Genomic DNA, 17976 nt, shown 5'->3' on the forward strand with positions numbered 1-17976 from the left:
ACACTCAGCCAAACAGATCAGCGGACTCACTGACGACCGGCTGGGGCGCTGTAGCAACTGCAGACAGGTCTGACTGAGGTTCCGTCTCAACAGCCTCTGAGGCCGGTTTATCTGCTTCTGGTAGCTGCCATACCTGTTCGGAGGACTCGATTTTCACAACTCCATCAAAGCGGTTGCAAAGATATTCAACCGCCGTATCAAAGTCATCAATTTCGCACAGCATCACGCCACCGCGATCCGTATCAGTTGTAAAGAGGTAACTTTTCATCGACTTTATCCAACATCCGTTATGGGGTGCATTGCACTACACTTTGCTGACGGACACAAGCCCCACAAACCGATCTGCCCGAATATGCAGAAATTTTCTTGACGGATTCAGAATCCGGACCAATACTGAAACTCCCTGCTAATGAAGCACCCTTTGGAAAGTAATGCAGCAGGTTAGTCCGTTAGCCTGTGCTGGCAAGTCAGGGAGAGTTGTTGCTATAAACTTATTGAAAAGAAGACCGTTTCAATAGTGGGGATTCCCCAGTAACGTAAAGTAAACTCATCAACATGTATTCATCAACATATGTTGGGCCACAGGCGAGCGTCTGTGGCCCTTTTTTTTACTGAGCCGGCTTTAACCAGCGAGGCCCGGCCGGTTTTATAGTGTCGCCAGATGTCGCCCAACCGGCTTGCGATAGACAAACACCACCAGCATGACCCAGAGTAACACCGGAATCATCAGGGTATTTAACATCTGCCATCCCAGAGTCGATTCAAGCCAGCCTGAACTGAATGCAGACAGTGTCACCATGCCAAACACCAAAAATTCATTGGCTGCCTGACTCTTGGCTTTTTCAGTTGGCAGATAGGCCGAGGTCACCAGTTGAGTGGCACCGATAAACATAAAATTCCAGCCAACACCCAACAGCGCCAGGGCCGCCCAGAAATGCCACTGACTGACTCCGTGCAGGTTCAGCGCGATGCAGAGTAACATCAGCACCACACCGAGCAACATCACCGGCAACAAGCCCAGGCGTCCGATCAGTCGGGGAGTGATAAATGAGGGTAAAAACATCCCCAGCACATGCCACTCAATCACCCAGGCCGAGGTATTGAAATCAAAACCACAGCGCGCCATCGCCACGGGCGTTACTGTCATAATCAGATTCATGACTGCATAGCTCACCATGCCGATTGTCACAGCGACAATAAATACTGGCTGTAACATAATTTGAAACACTGGCCGACTACTCTGCTGCGTCTGTAGTGCCTCTCCCTGCCCCGGCATACGCACGAAAGAGAGCAACACCAGGGCGGTAATATATAGCAGTAACAGGCCGATAAAGGCGCCAGTAAAAACACCGTCATCCACCCAGCTGCGGCTACTGATCGCCAGATTAGGACCCAGAACGGCCGCCAACACCCCACCCGCCATCACCAGTGAGATAGCCCGGCTTTTCTGAGCATCTGGGCAGGCTTCAATCGCAGCGAAGCGGTACAGAGTACCAAAGCCTATACCGATCCCCAGCAAAAAAGTACCGAAACAGAACAGCGAAAAAGCCCCCTGTTGCAAGGCCAGGATACAGCACAGGGCACCGCTGATACCGACACTGTTTCCCAGATAAAAGCCATTTTTTCTGCCTATCCGTGCCATCACCAGCGAGGCTGGGATCGTCGCACACATCAGACCGACAAACTGCATCGCTACCGGAACGGTAATCAGCTCCGGAGAAGGCGCCAGCTGCTGGCCTATCAGAGCATTAACCGAGATAAGCAGTACATTACCAGTGGTCAGTAACGCCTGGCACAGGGAGAGTAAAACAACAGTAATATTCATAATGAGTCCGTTCGTCCAGTTTCGATCTGCTTCATACCATCCCCTTGTAAGCCGTTCGTTATCATACTGATTTAATTCAACCCGCCAGGAAATCATTCATCAGGCGTTATGACGCCGCTGCTTGATCAGATTTTTCCCTGCAGCACCGATTTATCGATAAAGATACCCCCATCGGCATCCAGCACCCCGCTCTGGATCAGCAGATGACGTACCCCTTCATGTTTTAGTGCCCCCTCAAGGGGGTCAAACTTCCGCCCCAGAAATGGCAGCGACTCCAACCGGCTTCGCTGCCAGCGACAGCTATCTGAGCCGACCCAACTGATACCACTGAGACTGAGACGCAGGTTATCAATATAGGCCTGCTCTTCACCGGTCATCCACAACGCGGTCGCATCAAGGTGCAGATACTCCTCGGCGTTATATTCCAGATACTGTTGCCAGTAGTCAAAATAGCTGTCGCAGCGGTTTCTCAGCAAGCCTTTAAATCGCTCAGCAGCATGCTGATAGCGTTGCAGCGCATCCGCTTTAGTACAGATCAGTGTGGTGTATTCGCAGGTTTGCTCGCCTTCATGGCTATACACTTTCTGTTGCTGCAGATCGCTCTCATGAAACAGCATCAACCAGCACAACGGCAACTGATAACCTGAACTGGCCAGCTGTCGGTGAGCACCATCGCTGTTGATACTTGATGGTAGTGTTTTATGGCTATGAAGACTGGTACGCTGGAACATAAAAAATCCCTGTAACACTGATCATCGCAGCTTAATATTGATAACCCGGCGGCGATGCGTGTCTGATTCAGAAAAAGGGGGAACAAAACTGGCAATATTCAGGTGTAAGCTGCTGCAGCTGCCATTATAGCGATTTGCACTTTAAAAGCATCTGCGAAAACGGAATCAGTCAGGGATCGACTCAATCACCAACCGGTCCTGAGTACCGATGCGGATTATCTGACCGTCGGTGGTAGTGAAACTCCGCTCCTGCAGCTCCGATTTGTGCACCTGATAATAGACCGGCTCAGGGCTTTGCGGCGAGGTCAGCGTTATCCTGAGCAACTGATTGCCATCGATCCAGCGGTATACGAAGAATCCCACGGTAAGGCTGAACGAGATTAGCAGAAACAGCACGGCAATCATTCTGATCGGAGCATCCCCCGCTTTAGGTGTGACTGTCACAGACCGGGGCTTCGACTGACTGGCGTTTACCCGGCGCCTGAGATAGATATATGCCACCACAATCACCAACAGTGTCAGTAATACTTTTGTTACCATAACCGGGTTAGCCTGTCCGCTGTGCAAAGGGGTTCCATTCTCCATAGCCCGGCTTAAACTGCAATAGTCAGACAGTACCGATGGCCACTATTTGTGGCGGTAATTGTGGCGATAAAGTTGCGCCACTTTCTGACTGCTCTCACTTTAATCCAACCATTTCAGGGCATTGCAGAGCCGGGTCGATAAGGAATGCCTTCGCACTGCAACAAAAACCTGTTTTACTAAGTGTCTGTCCGAATACTTCATTGAAACAGCAACCAGACTAGGTTAGGGTTTATGCCTATTCAGGTAAACAATTATCACGCATCAGCCCGGCGCTTATGCGACCACCCGAAAAGCAGCCATGGCCAGCAGGCCATGGCGATACAGAGAGGAATTACTAATGGATGAACTGCACGGTTACTACCTGGAAGATCTGGAAGTGGGGATGAGCGCGTCCTATGCCAAGACGATCTCCGAGGCCGATGTGTATATGTTTGCAGGCATTTCCGGTGACAACAACCCTATTCACATCAACAGCGAATACGCAGCCACCACTCAATTCAAAAACCGTATTGTTCACGGTATGTTCTCAGCAGCACTGATCTCAACGGTGGCTGGCACCCGGCTGCCCGGACCTGGCGCGATCTATATCGACCAGTCGATCCAGTTCAAAGCACCGGTGTATATTGGCGATACGGCTAAAGCAACCGGTACAGTTGAAGAGATAGATACGAAGCGCCGTCGGGTCAAAATGCGTACCGACGTACATGTGGGTGACAAGCTGGTGGCAACCGGCTATGGTATTTTTATGGTTGATAAACGTCCGGCTTAAGCTGCACGATGACAAATCGCTTTATCCGGAATACAAAAAAGCCTGCTCAATTGAGCAGGCTTTTTTAGTTGTGCAGCAACTCAACCGTTTTGTGCAGAGAAATCCAGCATCCGCTGAAGGGGTCGCCGGGCATCATCAATCAGCGACTCATCGACAAAAATTTCATCACTGCCCTGCTCCAGCGCCTGAAGCACATTCTCCAGACCGTTCATCGCCATCCAGGGACAATGCGCACAGCTTCGACAGGCTGCACCTGATCCGCCGGTAGGCGCTTCAATAAACTCTTTATCCGGCGCTGCCTGACGCATCTTGTAAAATATTGCTCTGTCAGTAGCAACAATAAACTGCTTATTCGGCAGATCACGGGCAGCATTGATAATCTGAGTAGTGGACCCTACCACATCGGCCAGCTCTACCACCGGATCCGGAGACTCTGGATGCACCAGCACTGCCGCTTCAGGATAGACTTTTTTAAGATCCAGCAAACGCTGTGCCTTAAACTCCTCATGGACGATACAGGCAGCATCCCACATCAGCATCTCGATACCGGTTTGCTTCTGCACATATTCGCCCAGATGCTTATCCGGAGCCCAGATAATCTTCTTACCCTGATCCGCAAGATGCTCAACAACTTTCAGTGCGATACCAGAGGTAACCACCCAGTCAGCGCGTGCCTTAACGGCGGCCGAGGTATTCGCGTAAACCACCACTTCATGGTCGGGATGCGCATCACAAAAGGCGGTAAACTCATCCGCCGGACAACCGATATCCAGTGAACAGGTTGCTTCAAGCGTTGGCATCAATACCCGTTTTTCAGGATTCAGAATCTTCGCCGTCTCGCCCATGAACTTAACGCCTGCAACAATCAGGGTTTTGGCAGGATGGTTGTTACCAAAACGCGCCATTTCAAGAGAGTCAGAGACACAACCACCGGTCTCATCAGCCAGTTGCTGAAGTACTTCATCGGTGTAGTAGTGCGCCACAAGGCAGGCATCCTTCTCGATAAGAAGCTGCCTGATACGGCTCTTGTATTCTTCCTGCTTTTGCAGATCAAGTGCACCGGGAAGATGCTCTTTAGCAAAGTGTTCCTGAACCAGAATACGGTCTGAAAGCTCTTGTTTATTCAACATTTACAAATATTCTTAATTAGGTAATTAAACAGTAACGGATTTTAAACCTATAAATATTATACCACCACTGCAATGCAGAAAATGCTAATTCTCTGCCTCCCTCAGGCAAAAGTAACGAAAAAGGAGCCTTGCGGCTCCCTGTTTAAGATACTTGCATCGGTGACCGCCCCATCTGCAGACGATAACAGAAACCTCAGGCAGTAATATAACGGGTTGGATCGGCCACACCCGCATCCTCAAACCCTTTAGCCCGCAATCGACAACTGTCACATACACCACAGGCCCGACCATCATCATCCGCCTGGTAACAGGAAACAGTCAAACCATAGTTAACCCCCAGACGGGTACCCTCTCTGATAATCTCAGCCTTAGTCAGATCGATCAGCGGGGTCTCAATCGTCAGCCGTTCCCCCTCCACGCCGGTTTTAGTCGCCAGATTGGCCATCTGCTCAAAAGCAGCGATATATTCTGGCCGGCAATCGGGATATCCTGAGTAGTCGACAGCGTTAACCCCAATAAAGATATGCTGCGCATGAAGCACCTCTGCCCAGGCCAGCGCCAGCGACATAAAAACGGTGTTGCGTGCAGGCACATAGGTGACCGGGATGCCCTCTTCCTCATGGTCGGGAACATCAATGCTATTATCGGTCAGCGCAGATCCCCCAAAGTCCTCAAGATGAAGCCGCACCACCCGGTGCTCTTTTACATCCAGATCCCGGGTAATTTTTTTAGCTGCCAGCAACTCCGTTTGTGACCGCTGGCCATAATCAAAGCTCAATACATAGCAGTTAAAACCACGCTCAACCGCCATCGCCAGCGCAGTAGCCGAATCAAGACCACCGGATAACAATACAACAGCATTGTTGGAGGGAGTACTCATTACACAACCTTAAGGAGTTTCAGTCGTTATCTTTTCAGGTAATCGCGCGCCAGACCGGCGGCAGAACTGTCAGGATAACGTGAGATAGTGTCATTAAACATATCATTTGCTTTAGTCTGATCACCCATCTGATGATAGATCACACCAAGCTTGTATGAGGCATCTGCCGCTTTTCTGTGCTCGGGAAACGTTTGCAGGACTTTCTCAAATGCGGCTTTAGCTGGTTCCAGCTTTTGCTCCGCCAGATTCACCTCACCCACCCAGTAGTAGGCATTAGGCAATCTCGCACTGTCCGGATACAGCTCGATAAACTTATCGAAGGCATCCAGTGCCGCTGGAAAATCCTTTTGTCGCACCAACCCAAAAGCCTGCTGATAGGCCTGTGCATCCGTAGGCGTACTATCCCCTGCGGGTAAAGGCATCGGCGCTACAGCTGCAGAAGGCTGATCAGAGCCGTCGACAGGCTGCCGGGTGGAACCCGACCCCTGAAGCGCGACAATTCGCCGATCAAGATCGCGATAACGATCCCGTTGCTGCTGCTCCATCTGACGAATCTGATATTGCTGCTGCTCAACCATCCCCCGAAGGGAGCGGACCTCATCCTGTAACTGCTGTAACAACATTACTGTATCGTTACTGCCGTTACCGACAAACTGGCCCGCAGGCCTATTAACCGATGACCGGTTTGTAGTCCCATCATCGACCTGCAACTCAATCACCTGAACAGGATCTGCCGCTAAAGCACCGGTGCTGCATAGCACCAGTGCGGCAGTCAAACTATATGCTTTGCGCATTGAAACTAACAACCTGACAGGTGATTAGTATTTCAGTTCTACGCGACGGTTCTGAGCCCATGAACTTTCGTTATGACCCATAACCACCGGTTTTTCTTCACCAAAGCTCACCAGTTCAATCTGGCTGCTGGAAACACCATTAACGGTCAGAACACGAGCGATAGCCTGTGCACGACGCTCACCCAGAGCCATGTTGTATTCACGGGTTCCACGCTCATCAGCATGACCTTCCAGAACAACAGAAGCAGATGGGTTGTCTGCCAGGTATTTAGCGTGACCACGCAGAGCTGCAACCGCTTCAGGCTTAACCTGAGTCTGGTCGAAATCAAAGTAGAACACAGTTGCCAGATTCTTCACATCGGCCATAGTAGTACCGGACATAGAAGAATCAGAAACAGCCTGAGTCGTAGTCGCCGGAGCAGTGGTGTCACTGCCCATCGTATCAGTGTCTGTTGTATTTGTTGTACTACAGCCTGCTGCCCAAACGACAGTTAACGCCAAAGCAGTCGCTTTGCCAATATTCATAGCACGCATCGAACACTCCTAATTTTTAGCCAATTATGTGCGAATAAAACCTCAATCCTGCCTAAAGTAAAGCTTGCTAAGCATGATTGCAAGAGCCGCGAGGCAATCCAGCGACTTTTCTAACTAATTGATTTAACTTTGTACCTTTGTGCAGTCAACTTGTCACTCAGTGCAGTCACTGGCCACTAAAAAGCCTGCAAAAAACCTTACTGGAAGGGCGACCAGGCCGGTTCACGGACATCGCCATCCGATGACGGCAAACGGAACTTCACCCGACCATCAAGCGACACCGCTGACAATACACCCCGCACACCTTCCTGAGTGGCATACAGGATAATACTGCCATTCGGTGCAATCGTGGGGGATTCATCCATAAAGGTTTCAGTCAGAAGATCTACCCGGCCGGTGCGCAGATCCTGCACCGCAATATGAAACGATCCATTACTCTGATGCACCATGGCCAGAAAACGACCATCCTGGGTCAGACGTCCGCGGGCATTATACTGCCCTTCAAATGTCAGTCGCGTGACATCACGGGTTGGCAGATAGATTGAATAGATCTGTGGCTGACCACCGCGGTCCGAAGTAAAGATCAGCGATTGACCATCCGGTGACCAGGACGGTTCGGTATCGATGCCGAAGTGGTGAGTTATGCGGGTCAGACGTCGCTGCTGCAGATCCAGCACATAGATCTCAGGATTACCATCTTTAGAGAGCACCAGCGCCAGTTGACGACCATCCGGCGACCAGGACGGTGCACCATTCAAGCCCCGGAATGATTGGACCTTCTCACGCTTACCGGTAGCCAGATACTGGATGTAAACCGCCGGCCGGCCCGATTCAAATGAGACATACGCCAGCTTACTGCCATCACGGGACCAGGCCGGAGACATAATCGGCTCTTTTGATTCAAGAATAGTACGGGGGTTATGGCCATCAGAATCTGCCAGCATCAGGCGATAACGATGTTTCGATGGCGCCAGCTGTTTAGCGGTGACATAAACAATTCGGGTCGAAAACGCACCACGAACTCCGGTCAGCGCCTCAAACACCTTATCACTGATATAGTGCCCCACTGCTCGCAGGTTAGTTCGGTTTGCTTTGATCTCTTCACCCAGTATGCGCTCCTCTTTGAGGATATCGTAGAGTTCAAAAGCAACCGTTAGCTGACCTTCCGCTTCGCTGATCCGGCCAATAACAATAAAATCGCTGCCGCTGATCCGCCAGTCGCGGAAATAGAGTGAGCTTCGGTCGGAGGGGAAACTGAGCATATTTTCCCGCGGCATAATTTTGAACATGCCGCTGCGGTACAGGTCATCGCCAACGACCTTAGCGACATCTTCAGGCAATGCCTGAACGCCACTCCAGGAAAATGGAACCACCGCAACGGGTGTGGGCTCATCAACCCCCTGAGTAATTTCAACCGTCAGTTCGGCCCGAGCCAGCACACTGAAAAAGAATAAAAATAGGAAACATAAGGTACGCTGCATGACTGATTACCTGCGAAGATCTGACGGTTTATATTCAAGATTTAACTTTCTAAAATTCCTGTCAAACAGGACCGGGTCCATTTTTTGCAGTTCGGGGAAACGCCCTACCCGCTTAACAGCGCGGATCGCACTATCGTCAAAATGGCTGTCACCACTACTCTGAACCACATAAACATTATCCACCTCGCCAGTAGGCAGCAGATGAAGAGACAAAATAACCTTCATACCGTTACGGGCACTGGGTGGACGACTCCAGTTATTCTCAATTTCTGAGGCGATATATTCAAGATAACCCGCAGTTGCCTGCTGGTCGGCCAGCGCCTGCATCTCACGCTCTTCGGCGGCCATCGCGGCAGCCAGCTCGGCCTCACGACGCTTCTGCTCCTGCCGTTCGCGCTCAAGACGCTGCTGTTCCTGCTGTTTACGCTGCGCTTCCTTTTGCGCTTCAGCTTTACGCCGCGCCTCCTCCTGCTGCTTTTTCTTCGCAGCCTCTGCTGCCTGCTGCTTCAACGCTTCAGCTTTCTTCCGGGCGGCCTCTTTTTTCAAAGCCTCCTGTTTGAGTGCTTCCTTCTTACGCGCGTCAGCCTTTCTCTTCTCCTCGGCCTGACGCTTCGCTTCAGCCTGCTTCAGCGCCTCTTTCTTCTTTGCTTCCGCGGCTTTCTTACGCGCTTCTTCCTTCCGGGCCTGTTCTTTACGGGCCTGTTCTTTACGGGCTTCCTCTTTACGCTCAGCTTGTCGACGGGCCTCCTCTTTGCGCCGCGCCTCAGCCTGCTTATCCTGCTGATGAGCTTTCAGCTGGGACTTAAGATCAACCATCTGCGCCTTTACATGCCGGGGCGTCAGGTGTTTTTGATCCTCTGCATAACCAAACCAGCTATAAAACAACGCACTGAGAATCACTGAATGAAGAATCAGGGCCAATAGCGCGGGAAACAGGTAACTTCTCAAATTCACAATCAAACTACTCTGTTACCAGTCCGACCGTTTCAGCACCGGCCTGCTGCAACAGCGTCATCAGCTGTATGACATGATCGTAATCGACGCCCTTATCTCCTCTCACCAGCAGCAACTTCTTCGGATTGTTACTCAGAACTTTACTCACCCGCTCCTCGACAACATCACCCGTGACCGCTTTCAGCGGATCACCGCCGACATCAATGTAATAAAGTCCCTCTTTATCGACAGTCACAATCAGCGGCTCACTGTCCTCGGTATCAACGGGATCGGAACCAGCCTTTGGCAACTGAACATCAACCCCCTGAGTCAGCATGGGCGCGGTAATCATAAAGATAACCAACAGCACCATCATCACATCAATATAGGGAACAACGTTGATCTCAGCGTTCAGCTTGCGTCTTTTTTTCACTCTGCGAATCATAATACCAGCCTGTTACAGATCAGCTTGAGGTGTGCACACGGCGATGTAATACACTGGAGAATTCATCGGCAAAGGTTTCATAACTGTTCATCAGCGATTCGGTTTTTGCTGAAAAACGGTTGTAGGCAATAACCGCGGGAATCGCGGCAAACAGGCCGATAGCTGTTGCAATCAGCGCTTCAGATATCCCCGGGGCAACCGAAGCCAGCGTCGCCTGATGGACATTTGCCAGCCCCCGGAATGAGTTCATTATGCCCCAAACAGTGCCAAACAAACCGACATAGGGACTGGTTGACCCCACCGTTGCCAGAAATGGCAGGTGCATCTCAAGCTTTTCCTCCTCCCGGGCCAGCGCCACACGCATGCTGCGTTGCGCCCCATCCATAATGGCATCCCGGTCCGCGCCCGACTGCTGACTGAGCCGACTGAACTCTTTCAGTCCTGCACGGAAAACATTCTCAGCACCGTTACTGCTATCCGGATCGGAGTTCACTTCACGAAACAGCTGGCTGAGATCCACCCCGGACCAGAAGCGATCTTCAAAAGCCCTTAACTTGCGCTGCGCCTGGCGCAAAACAAAATGACGCTGAAAAATCATAACCCAGGAAAGCACTGATGCCAGCAGTAGCAGTAACATTACCAACTGGACAACAAAACTGGCATTAGCTACCAGACTCCAGATCGACATTTTATCCGGCACGTTTATAACCCCTTCTGTAGAAATCTGAAAAACTGGCTCTGATAGTAGCGAGATCAGCGTTTAAAATCTGCTCTTTTTCTGACAAAAAAACATATTTACCCTGATTCAGTACTTTATCCTGAGTTTGATAAACCGCACCTGAACAGCAGCCGACGGTTGGATGCCGGGAGGCGATAAAAGTTCAACCCGGGCAAGCTGCAGACATAAAAAAGCCGCCTCAACAGGCGGCCAAAAACAAACAGAAAAACCACTCAGAAAGCTGCCCCGCTGTCCCGGACCCGGTGCAGTTCATCTCTGGACTGACAGCCAACACACAAAACAGCTGCGGGGTTAGCCATCAGACGGTTAAGTTCGATCTCTTCGCCACATTTTTCACAGCATCCATAACCACCGTTCTCTATCCGCTGCAAAGCACTCTGACACTCGCGAATCTCCTCTTCGAGCTGTTTGATATGCGATATGCTGGTTTGATTGAGTTCGGTAGCTGCCGCCGCTTCACAACGATCATGTACTTCAGAACAGCTTATCTGGCTAAGCTCTTCCTGCTGATCGCTCTGCTCCGCTTTCAGATCCGCCTGTAACTGCTCATGCAGTATTTGCAACTCTCGCTTGAGACCTTTTAGTTGCGACTGATTCAGGCAACAGAGTTTCATAGTGTTCATACTTTAGCGCCTTAAACATTATTGTTTTATGTTCACGACTTAAAAGTTAACCCCTAAACCATTACTCTGCTTTGATATAAATCAGTTATCACTGGCTGATCAATTATCTATTGATCCCGGTCAGGCAAATCAAGGCCAAAATGGCGATAAGCGTTGTCGGTCACCACCCGGCCTCGCGGTGTACGCATCATAAACCCCTGCTGAATCAGATAGGGCTCCAGCACATCTTCAATGGTATCCCGTTCTTCACTGATGGCCGCCGCCAAGCTATCAACCCCCACCGGACCACCGCCAAATTTTTCTATCATCGCCAGCAGAAGCCGTCGATCCATATGATCAAAACCATGCTCATCAACATTGAGCATATTCAATGCAAGGTCTGCCATCTCCAGAGAAATTCTTCCATCGCCTTTCACCTCCGCATAATCTCTGGCCCGGCGTAACAGCCGGTTTGCAATTCGCGGAGTCCCCCGGGAACGACGGGCTATCTCAATAGCGCCTTCGCGATCCACACCACTTCCTGACAACCTTGCCGAGCGCTCAACGATAGAGGTAAGGTCATCGATATTATAAAACTCCAGCCGCTGCACGATGCCAAAACGATCCCGTAATGGCGAGGTCAGCAAGCCCGCACGGGTGGTTGCCCCCACCAGCGTAAACGGTGGCAGCTCAAGCTTGATAGAGCGGGCCGCAGGCCCTTCTCCTATCATAATATCCAGCTGATAATCCTCCATCGCCGGATAGAGCACCTCCTCCACCGAAGCACTCAGGCGGTGTATCTCATCGATAAACAGCACATCACCTGGCTCAAGGTTAGTCAGCATTGCAGCCAGATCACCGGCCTTTTCAAGTACCGGCCCAGAGGTGGTTTTAATATCGCAGCCCATCTCATTGGCAATAATATTAGCCAGCGTGGTTTTACCCAGCCCGGGAGGACCGAAGATAAGCGTGTGATCAAGGGCTTCCTGCCGCTTTCGGGCCGCACCGATAAAGATCTCCATCTGCTCTTTAACCACCGGCTGACCAACATAGTCCTGCAACGATTTTGGCCGGATAGCACGATCCTGCACCTCCTCCTGAGGCGCACTGACAACCGGAGATATAAAGCGGTCCGCTTCGATCATAGACTGCACCCTGTCGTTATCATTGAGTTATCACCCCTGTACCATACTTTTCAGTGCCGCCCGAATCAGCTCTTCACTGGATGCACCCGGGTTGCTCTTTTCAGCCTGAGCGATCGACTTAGTTGCCTGCACTGGCTTATATCCCAGCGCCACCAACGCACTTTCCGCTTCTGCACGGTTATCGCCTGACGGCGCACTGACAACCGGCCCCAGCCCATCGGTCAGGGTAAATTCATCGAGATCACTGAAGTGGAAATCCTGCAGCTTATCTTTCATCTCAATAATCAGTCTTTCAGCGGTCTTCTTACCTACTCCGGGTAAACGTACCAGCGCCGCGGTATCCTGGTGCTGCACCGATTGAACAAACTCGTTAACACTGATACCCGACAAGATGGTCAGGGCCAGCTTGGGCCCCACACCGTTGACCTTTATCAGCGTGCGGAACAGTGAACGCTCAGTACGTTCATAAAAACCGTACAATAGCTGGGCATCTTCGCGCACCACCATATGGGTATAGAGCGTTACCTGTCGCCCAACCTCCGGCAACTGATAAAAGGTGTTCATTGAGGCATCAACCTCATAGCCAACACCCGCTACATCGATCACCAGCTGCGGCGGATGTTTTTCCAGCAACTCGCCTCTCAGTCGTCCTATCACGGCCCTTCACACTCCCGATTCGCCCGTGAATCACGGGGATTACATTGATATTCTTTTTACTCGGACAACAATAACCAATAATCCGCCATCCACAATATAGCCACACAGCCTGGCGTTATCACCGCAACCGCCCTCCCCGACTGCTCTTTGCCCCCGCCATCATAATCAGGCTGCTACGGGTATGTGCGTGACACAGAGCGATGGCCAGCGCATCTGCGGCATCCGCCTGCGGCAGACCTGGCAGCCTGAGAATGGATTTAACCATATGTTGCACCTGAGACTTATCCGCAGAGCCATTACCTACAACCGCCTGCTTAACTTTTCTGGCAGCATATTCGGCTACTTCAAGTCCCTGATTGGCACCCGCCACGATAGCGACGCCACGGGCCTGCCCCAGCTTCAGCGCGGAATCGGGGTTACGCGCCATAAACACCTGCTCTATCGCCATCTCCTGGGGACAGTAGTGTTCTATAATCTCGGTCACCCCGGCGTAAACCTGCTTCAGACGCTGAGAAAGGTCATCCCCTTTTATCCTGATACAGCCACTGGCGATATATTCGTTCTTCGCGCCAACGGAATTGATAATACCGTATCCGGTGATCCGGGATCCCGGATCTATTCCCAAAATCAACATTGCTGGATTATCAACTCAAAATACTGTTTATTTATACAGAGTACAATACCTCAGATTCCACCATAAAAAAAGCCGTGCAGAGCACGGCTTGATCAATAACTGCAAAATAACTTAAGGGGTCTTACGCAGCTTGATATTCAGCTCACGTAACTGAGCCGCACTGACCTCTCCCGGAGCCTGAGTCATCATACAGGCAGAGCTCTGGGTTTTCGGGAAGGCGATCACTTCACGGATCGAATCGGTTCCGGTCATCAGCATGATCAGACGGTCAAGCCCAAACGCCAGACCACCATGAGGTGGCGCACCGTATTTCAATGCATTTAACAGGAAGCCAAACTTGTCATCGGCTTCTTCATCTGAGATACCCAGAATATCCAGGACTGACGCCTGCATCTCCTGATTATGGATACGGATCGAACCACCACCCAGTTCACAGCCGTTCAGCACCATATCGTAAGCACGGGACAACGCCTCAAGCGGATTCGCTTTAAGCTCTTCTGGCGTGCAGCTAGGCGCAGTAAACGGATGATGCAATGCGGTCAGACCACCGTTATCGGTTTCTTCAAACATTGGGAAATCAACCACCCACAGCGGCGCCCACTCACACTGAGCCATCTCAAGATCTTCACCGACCTTAATCCGCAGAGCACCCAGCGCTTCAGAAACAATTTTCTCTTTATCGGCACCGAAGAACACGATATCACCGTTCTCCGCACCCAGACGTTCCATAATTGCCATTGCTACCTCGGCACCGAGGAACTTCACAATGGGAGACTGCAACCCTTCAACACCCTTTTCAAGTTCGTTGACCTTAATCCAGGCCAGACCTTTAGCGCCATAGATGCTAACAAACTGGGTATATTCATCGATAATCTTACGGGTCAGCTGAGCACCACCGGGCACTTTCAGCGCTGCGACACGACCTTTCGGATCTTTCGCCGGACCAGCAAACACCTTGAACTCGATCTCGGCCATCAGATCGGCAACATCGACCAGTTCCATTGGGTAACGCAGGTCTGGCTTATCGGATCCGAAGCGCTGCATCGCTTCAGAGTATGGCATCCGTGGGAACTCACCCAGATCAATCCCTTTGAGTTCAAGGAACAGCTTGCGAATCATCTTCTCGGTGATCCCCATGATCTCTTCCTCATTCATAAATGAGGTTTCAATATCGATCTGGGTAAACTCTGGCTGACGGTCAGCCCGCAGATCCTCATCACGGAAACACTTGGCAACCTGATAATAACGGTCAAAGCCTGCCACCATCAGTAACTGCTTAAACAACTGAGGCGATTGCGGCAGCGCAAAGAAATGCCCTTCATGAACCCGGCTGGGTACCAGATAGTCACGGGCACCTTCAGGCGTTGCGCGGTTCAGAATCGGGGTTTCAATATCCAGAAATCCATGCTCATCCATATAACTGCGGATAGCGTTGGTCACTTTAGAGCGAAAACGGAGTTTCTCCTGCATTTCAGGACGACGCAGATCGATATAACGATGACGCAGACGGACCTCTTCACCCACCTGCTGATGCTCATCCAGCTGGAAAGGTGGAGTTTCTGACTTGTTGAGGATAACCAGTTCTTTACCCAGAACTTCAATCTCACCGGTAGGCATATCCGGGTTAACAGTGCCTTCCGGCCGACCACGAACGGTACCTTTGACCTCAACAACATACTCACTACGGCAGCTGTCTGCCAGGGTGAAACTCTCTTCACGATCAGGATCAAATACCACCTGGGTAAGACCCTCACGGTCGCGCAGATCCAGAAAGATAACCCCGCCGTGGTCGCGACGACGGTGAACCCACCCCGTCAGAGTAATGTCTTCGCCGATATGCTCTTTTCTGAGATCACCGCAATAATGACTGCGCATAGTTAAATGTTCCTGTTACTTAGCAAGCTGAATCAGTGTTTATTCAGACAATTAAAAATCAGTTCCCGGATTCACTCTGGCCACCCGCCAGGTTCTTTTTCTTTCCGGTTTTAAAATCGGTCTCGTACCAGCCGGTGCCGGATAACCTGAACCCTGGTGCGGATACTTTTTTCACCACATCAGCAGAATTACAACCAGCACAGACCGGTGCTGGTGCATCAGATTTAAGCACCAGTTTTTCAAATTCATGACCACAATGACGGCATTCAAAATCGAAGATCGGCATAGTCGCAGCTTTCCCCAGAAAAATAGAGTAAACCGCAAAGCAACCTGACCCGTTTCAGCCCTGTTTTTTACAAAAGCCGACAACGTCAGCCGCCTTGCTCAGAAAACGGCGAATTATACCTGAATAATTAGCTCCTGACAGGGCCAATTAGTGGATTTTAGATGAGAAATCAGTTGAGCAGATCACGGGCAACAAAATTTACCTCCTGAGGCATCATCATCTGTAACTTCTGATGAATCTCATGGATCTGATCCTGGGTATAAGGTTTTGCAGCGACCGCTCCCCAGACCGGGGCTGGCCACGCGGGGTCATCCTCAAAGCGAACCACATGATGAATATGCAGCTGTTTAACCATATTCCCCAGAGCGGCGATATTCATCTTATCGCCATCAAACACATCGTGCAGATTTTCCGATAGAAATGAGGACTCGTGCAGTAACTGGGTCTGATCGGCGGGCGACAGATGGTAGATCTCACTAGCCTCGGCACGGCGGGGCACCAGTATAAACCAGGGGTAGTTTGCATCATTCATCAGCAATAAACGGCACAGCGGGAAGTCGCCCAGGGTGATACAATCATTATCCAGGCGGGAATCCAGTTCAAACTCAAACTCCAGCTCATCCATTTTTATTCTCCTAGCGTAAATACAGATGCAAACTTAATATACAAACTGAACGGCGCAGTAGAGCCATCCATCTTTAATAATATAATGCTTTATTATCGGATAGTTAGATAACATATACCGCTCTGAACAGTATAGGACAATATGCCGCAATTCAATTTCTATAGCGCAATAGAACAGATCGGAGCCGCCCCCTGGAACAGCCTGAGGTGCGACGATTACCCGTTTATCAGCTATGAATTTCTCCATGCCCTCGAACACTCAGGCAGCGTTACCGCGCAGACTGGCTGGCAACCCTGCCATCTGGTGGTCACGGAAGCAGAGCAGCTAATCGCAGCGATGCCGCTCTACCTCAAGAGCCACTCCTATGGCGAATATGTATTTGACTGGAGCTGGGCAGATGCCTATCAGCGCAATGGTCTCGAATACTACCCGAAACTACTGACAGCGATACCGTTCACACCCTGCTATGGCCCACGCCTGATGTTTCACGCCAGCTGCAACACTGATCAGCGGCACGCGCTTAGCCGACAGATACTGGCGGCCATACAGCAGCTGGCATCCCAGTACAACGCGTCCGGCTGGCACGGCCTGTTTCTTGAAGGCAGTCTGCTTGATAAGGCGAGCCATCCAGAACTGCACTATCGTCTGGGCACTCAATATCACTGGTTTAATCGCGATTACCAGAGCTTTGAGAGTTTTCTGGAAACATTCAGCTCCCGTAAGCGTAAAAATCTACGCAAGGAGCGCAGTAAGATTACTGAGCACAACATACAACACCGCTTTATCACTGGAGCCCAGCTCACCGATGAGATGCTCAGCCAGTTTTATCAGTTCTACCAGATAACCTACCTGAAAAGGGGCCGAAGCGGTTATCTTAAAGAAGCGTTTTTCCATCAACTCAGAGATACCCTGGCCGGCCAGATTATCATCTGCTTTGCTTATGATATGAATCACAGCGACACCGAAGCGGTCGCCGGGGCCCTTTTCCTGCGAGACCAGCAGACCCTGTACGGCCGCTATTGGGGCGCCCTGGCAGAATACGACAGCCTCCATTTTGAAACCTGCTACTACCAGGGTATTGAGTATTGTATTCAACACCAACTACAGCGTTTCGATCCCGGAGCTCAGGGGGAACATAAAATCCAGCGGGGCTTTGAACCGATAGAAACCTGGTCAGCCCACTGGCTGGCTCACCCGGGCTTCCACCAGGCCGTTGAACGGTTTACCGAAGAAGAGGAGCAGATGTTACGCCAGGAGATGGAGTATCTGCGCCAGCGTCTGCCATTCAGGCAGACTGAATAGCGGT

The 17976-nt window shown here is 50.9% G+C and carries 21 protein-coding genes; 2 read left to right on the forward strand and 19 right to left on the reverse strand.

Features of this window, described 5'->3' with window-relative positions; all coding sequences use genetic code 11:
• Positions 1–4: 4 nt before the first annotated feature.
• The 4 genes from OCU43_RS12800 to OCU43_RS12815 form a co-directional block, all read right to left on the reverse strand.
• Entirely contained in the window at positions 5–268 is a 264-nt protein-coding gene (locus tag OCU43_RS12800; protein ID WP_091355789.1) for a hypothetical protein, read from the reverse strand.
• 378 nt (positions 269–646) lie between these two features.
• Positions 647–1825, reverse strand: coding sequence for an MFS transporter (locus OCU43_RS12805; protein WP_091355792.1), 1179 nt, complete (start codon positions 1823–1825; stop codon positions 647–649).
• Between the two features lie 125 nt (positions 1826–1950).
• The gene (locus tag OCU43_RS12810; protein ID WP_091355795.1) at positions 1951–2556 is read right to left on the reverse strand and encodes a hypothetical protein; all 606 of its coding nucleotides are present in this window, start codon (positions 2554–2556) and stop codon (positions 1951–1953) included.
• A gap of 165 nt (positions 2557–2721) precedes the next feature.
• Complete coding sequence (locus OCU43_RS12815; RefSeq protein WP_139203144.1) at positions 2722–3096, reverse strand: hypothetical protein; 375 nt, start codon at positions 3094–3096, stop codon at positions 2722–2724.
• A gap of 382 nt (positions 3097–3478) precedes the next feature.
• On the opposite strand from OCU43_RS12815, the gene OCU43_RS12820 reads away from it, so the two are divergent.
• Complete coding sequence (locus OCU43_RS12820; protein ID WP_091355800.1) at positions 3479–3910, forward strand: MaoC family dehydratase; 432 nt, start codon at positions 3479–3481, stop codon at positions 3908–3910.
• Between the two features lie 80 nt (positions 3911–3990).
• Here the strand turns inward: OCU43_RS12820 and nadA are convergent, their stop codons facing one another.
• The 15 genes from nadA to OCU43_RS12895 form a co-directional block, all read right to left on the reverse strand.
• Positions 3991–5040 carry a quinolinate synthase NadA gene (gene nadA / locus OCU43_RS12825; protein ID WP_091355803.1) on the reverse strand — a complete coding sequence of 350 codons (1050 nt, stop codon included), beginning with the start codon at positions 5038–5040 and terminating at the stop codon, positions 3991–3993.
• 193 nt (positions 5041–5233) lie between these two features.
• Positions 5234–5920 carry a 7-cyano-7-deazaguanine synthase QueC gene (gene queC, locus OCU43_RS12830; protein ID WP_091355806.1) on the reverse strand — a complete coding sequence of 229 codons (687 nt, stop codon included), beginning with the start codon at positions 5918–5920 and terminating at the stop codon, positions 5234–5236.
• Positions 5921–5946: 26 nt separating this feature from the next.
• A complete protein-coding gene (ybgF, locus tag OCU43_RS12835) occupies positions 5947–6714 on the reverse strand; it encodes a tol-pal system protein YbgF (protein ID WP_091355808.1) in 768 nt (255 codons plus the stop codon).
• Positions 6715–6738: 24 nt separating this feature from the next.
• Positions 6739–7248 carry a peptidoglycan-associated lipoprotein Pal gene (pal, locus tag OCU43_RS12840; RefSeq protein WP_091355810.1) on the reverse strand — a complete coding sequence of 170 codons (510 nt, stop codon included), beginning with the start codon at positions 7246–7248 and terminating at the stop codon, positions 6739–6741.
• Between the two features lie 197 nt (positions 7249–7445).
• Positions 7446–8729: a Tol-Pal system beta propeller repeat protein TolB gene (gene tolB / locus OCU43_RS12845; protein WP_091355812.1), complete on the reverse strand. Its 1284-nt coding sequence runs from the start codon at positions 8727–8729 to the stop codon at positions 7446–7448.
• Between the two features lie 6 nt (positions 8730–8735).
• Positions 8736–9683 (reverse strand): cell envelope integrity protein TolA, encoded by a 948-nt coding sequence (gene tolA, locus OCU43_RS12850; protein ID WP_139203145.1) that lies wholly within the window; start codon positions 9681–9683, stop codon positions 8736–8738.
• Positions 9684–9690: 7 nt separating this feature from the next.
• Entirely contained in the window at positions 9691–10107 is a 417-nt protein-coding gene (gene tolR / locus OCU43_RS12855) for a protein TolR (protein WP_091355817.1), read from the reverse strand.
• Positions 10108–10126: 19 nt separating this feature from the next.
• Positions 10127–10807, reverse strand: coding sequence for a protein TolQ (gene tolQ / locus OCU43_RS12860; RefSeq protein WP_245756519.1), 681 nt, complete (start codon positions 10805–10807; stop codon positions 10127–10129).
• A 251-nt stretch (positions 10808–11058) separates the two neighbouring features.
• The gene (locus OCU43_RS12865) at positions 11059–11469 is read right to left on the reverse strand and encodes a TraR/DksA family transcriptional regulator (RefSeq protein ID WP_091355822.1); all 411 of its coding nucleotides are present in this window, start codon (positions 11467–11469) and stop codon (positions 11059–11061) included.
• Positions 11470–11576: 107 nt separating this feature from the next.
• Positions 11577–12593 (reverse strand): Holliday junction branch migration DNA helicase RuvB, encoded by a 1017-nt coding sequence (ruvB, locus tag OCU43_RS12870; protein WP_091355824.1) that lies wholly within the window; start codon positions 12591–12593, stop codon positions 11577–11579.
• A 30-nt stretch (positions 12594–12623) separates the two neighbouring features.
• Positions 12624–13250, reverse strand: a complete 627-nt coding sequence (ruvA, locus tag OCU43_RS12875; protein WP_091355827.1) for a Holliday junction branch migration protein RuvA — start codon at positions 13248–13250, stop codon at positions 12624–12626.
• Positions 13251–13368: 118 nt separating this feature from the next.
• The gene (gene ruvC, locus OCU43_RS12880; protein WP_091355829.1) at positions 13369–13884 is read right to left on the reverse strand and encodes a crossover junction endodeoxyribonuclease RuvC; all 516 of its coding nucleotides are present in this window, start codon (positions 13882–13884) and stop codon (positions 13369–13371) included.
• A gap of 111 nt (positions 13885–13995) precedes the next feature.
• Positions 13996–15759, reverse strand: coding sequence for an aspartate--tRNA ligase (gene aspS / locus OCU43_RS12885; RefSeq protein WP_091355831.1), 1764 nt, complete (start codon positions 15757–15759; stop codon positions 13996–13998).
• Positions 15760–15817: 58 nt separating this feature from the next.
• The gene (locus OCU43_RS12890) at positions 15818–16045 is read right to left on the reverse strand and encodes an FmdB family zinc ribbon protein (RefSeq protein WP_091355833.1); all 228 of its coding nucleotides are present in this window, start codon (positions 16043–16045) and stop codon (positions 15818–15820) included.
• Positions 16046–16214: 169 nt separating this feature from the next.
• A complete protein-coding gene (locus tag OCU43_RS12895; protein ID WP_091355835.1) occupies positions 16215–16670 on the reverse strand; it encodes an HIT domain-containing protein in 456 nt (151 codons plus the stop codon).
• A 141-nt stretch (positions 16671–16811) separates the two neighbouring features.
• On the opposite strand from OCU43_RS12895, the gene OCU43_RS12900 reads away from it, so the two are divergent.
• A complete protein-coding gene (locus OCU43_RS12900) occupies positions 16812–17972 on the forward strand; it encodes a GNAT family N-acetyltransferase (protein ID WP_091355837.1) in 1161 nt (386 codons plus the stop codon).
• Positions 17973–17976: the final 4 nt, after the last annotated feature.

Source organism: Amphritea atlantica (genome assembly GCF_024347255.1).
GTDB lineage: Bacteria > Pseudomonadota > Gammaproteobacteria > Pseudomonadales > Balneatricaceae > Amphritea > Amphritea atlantica.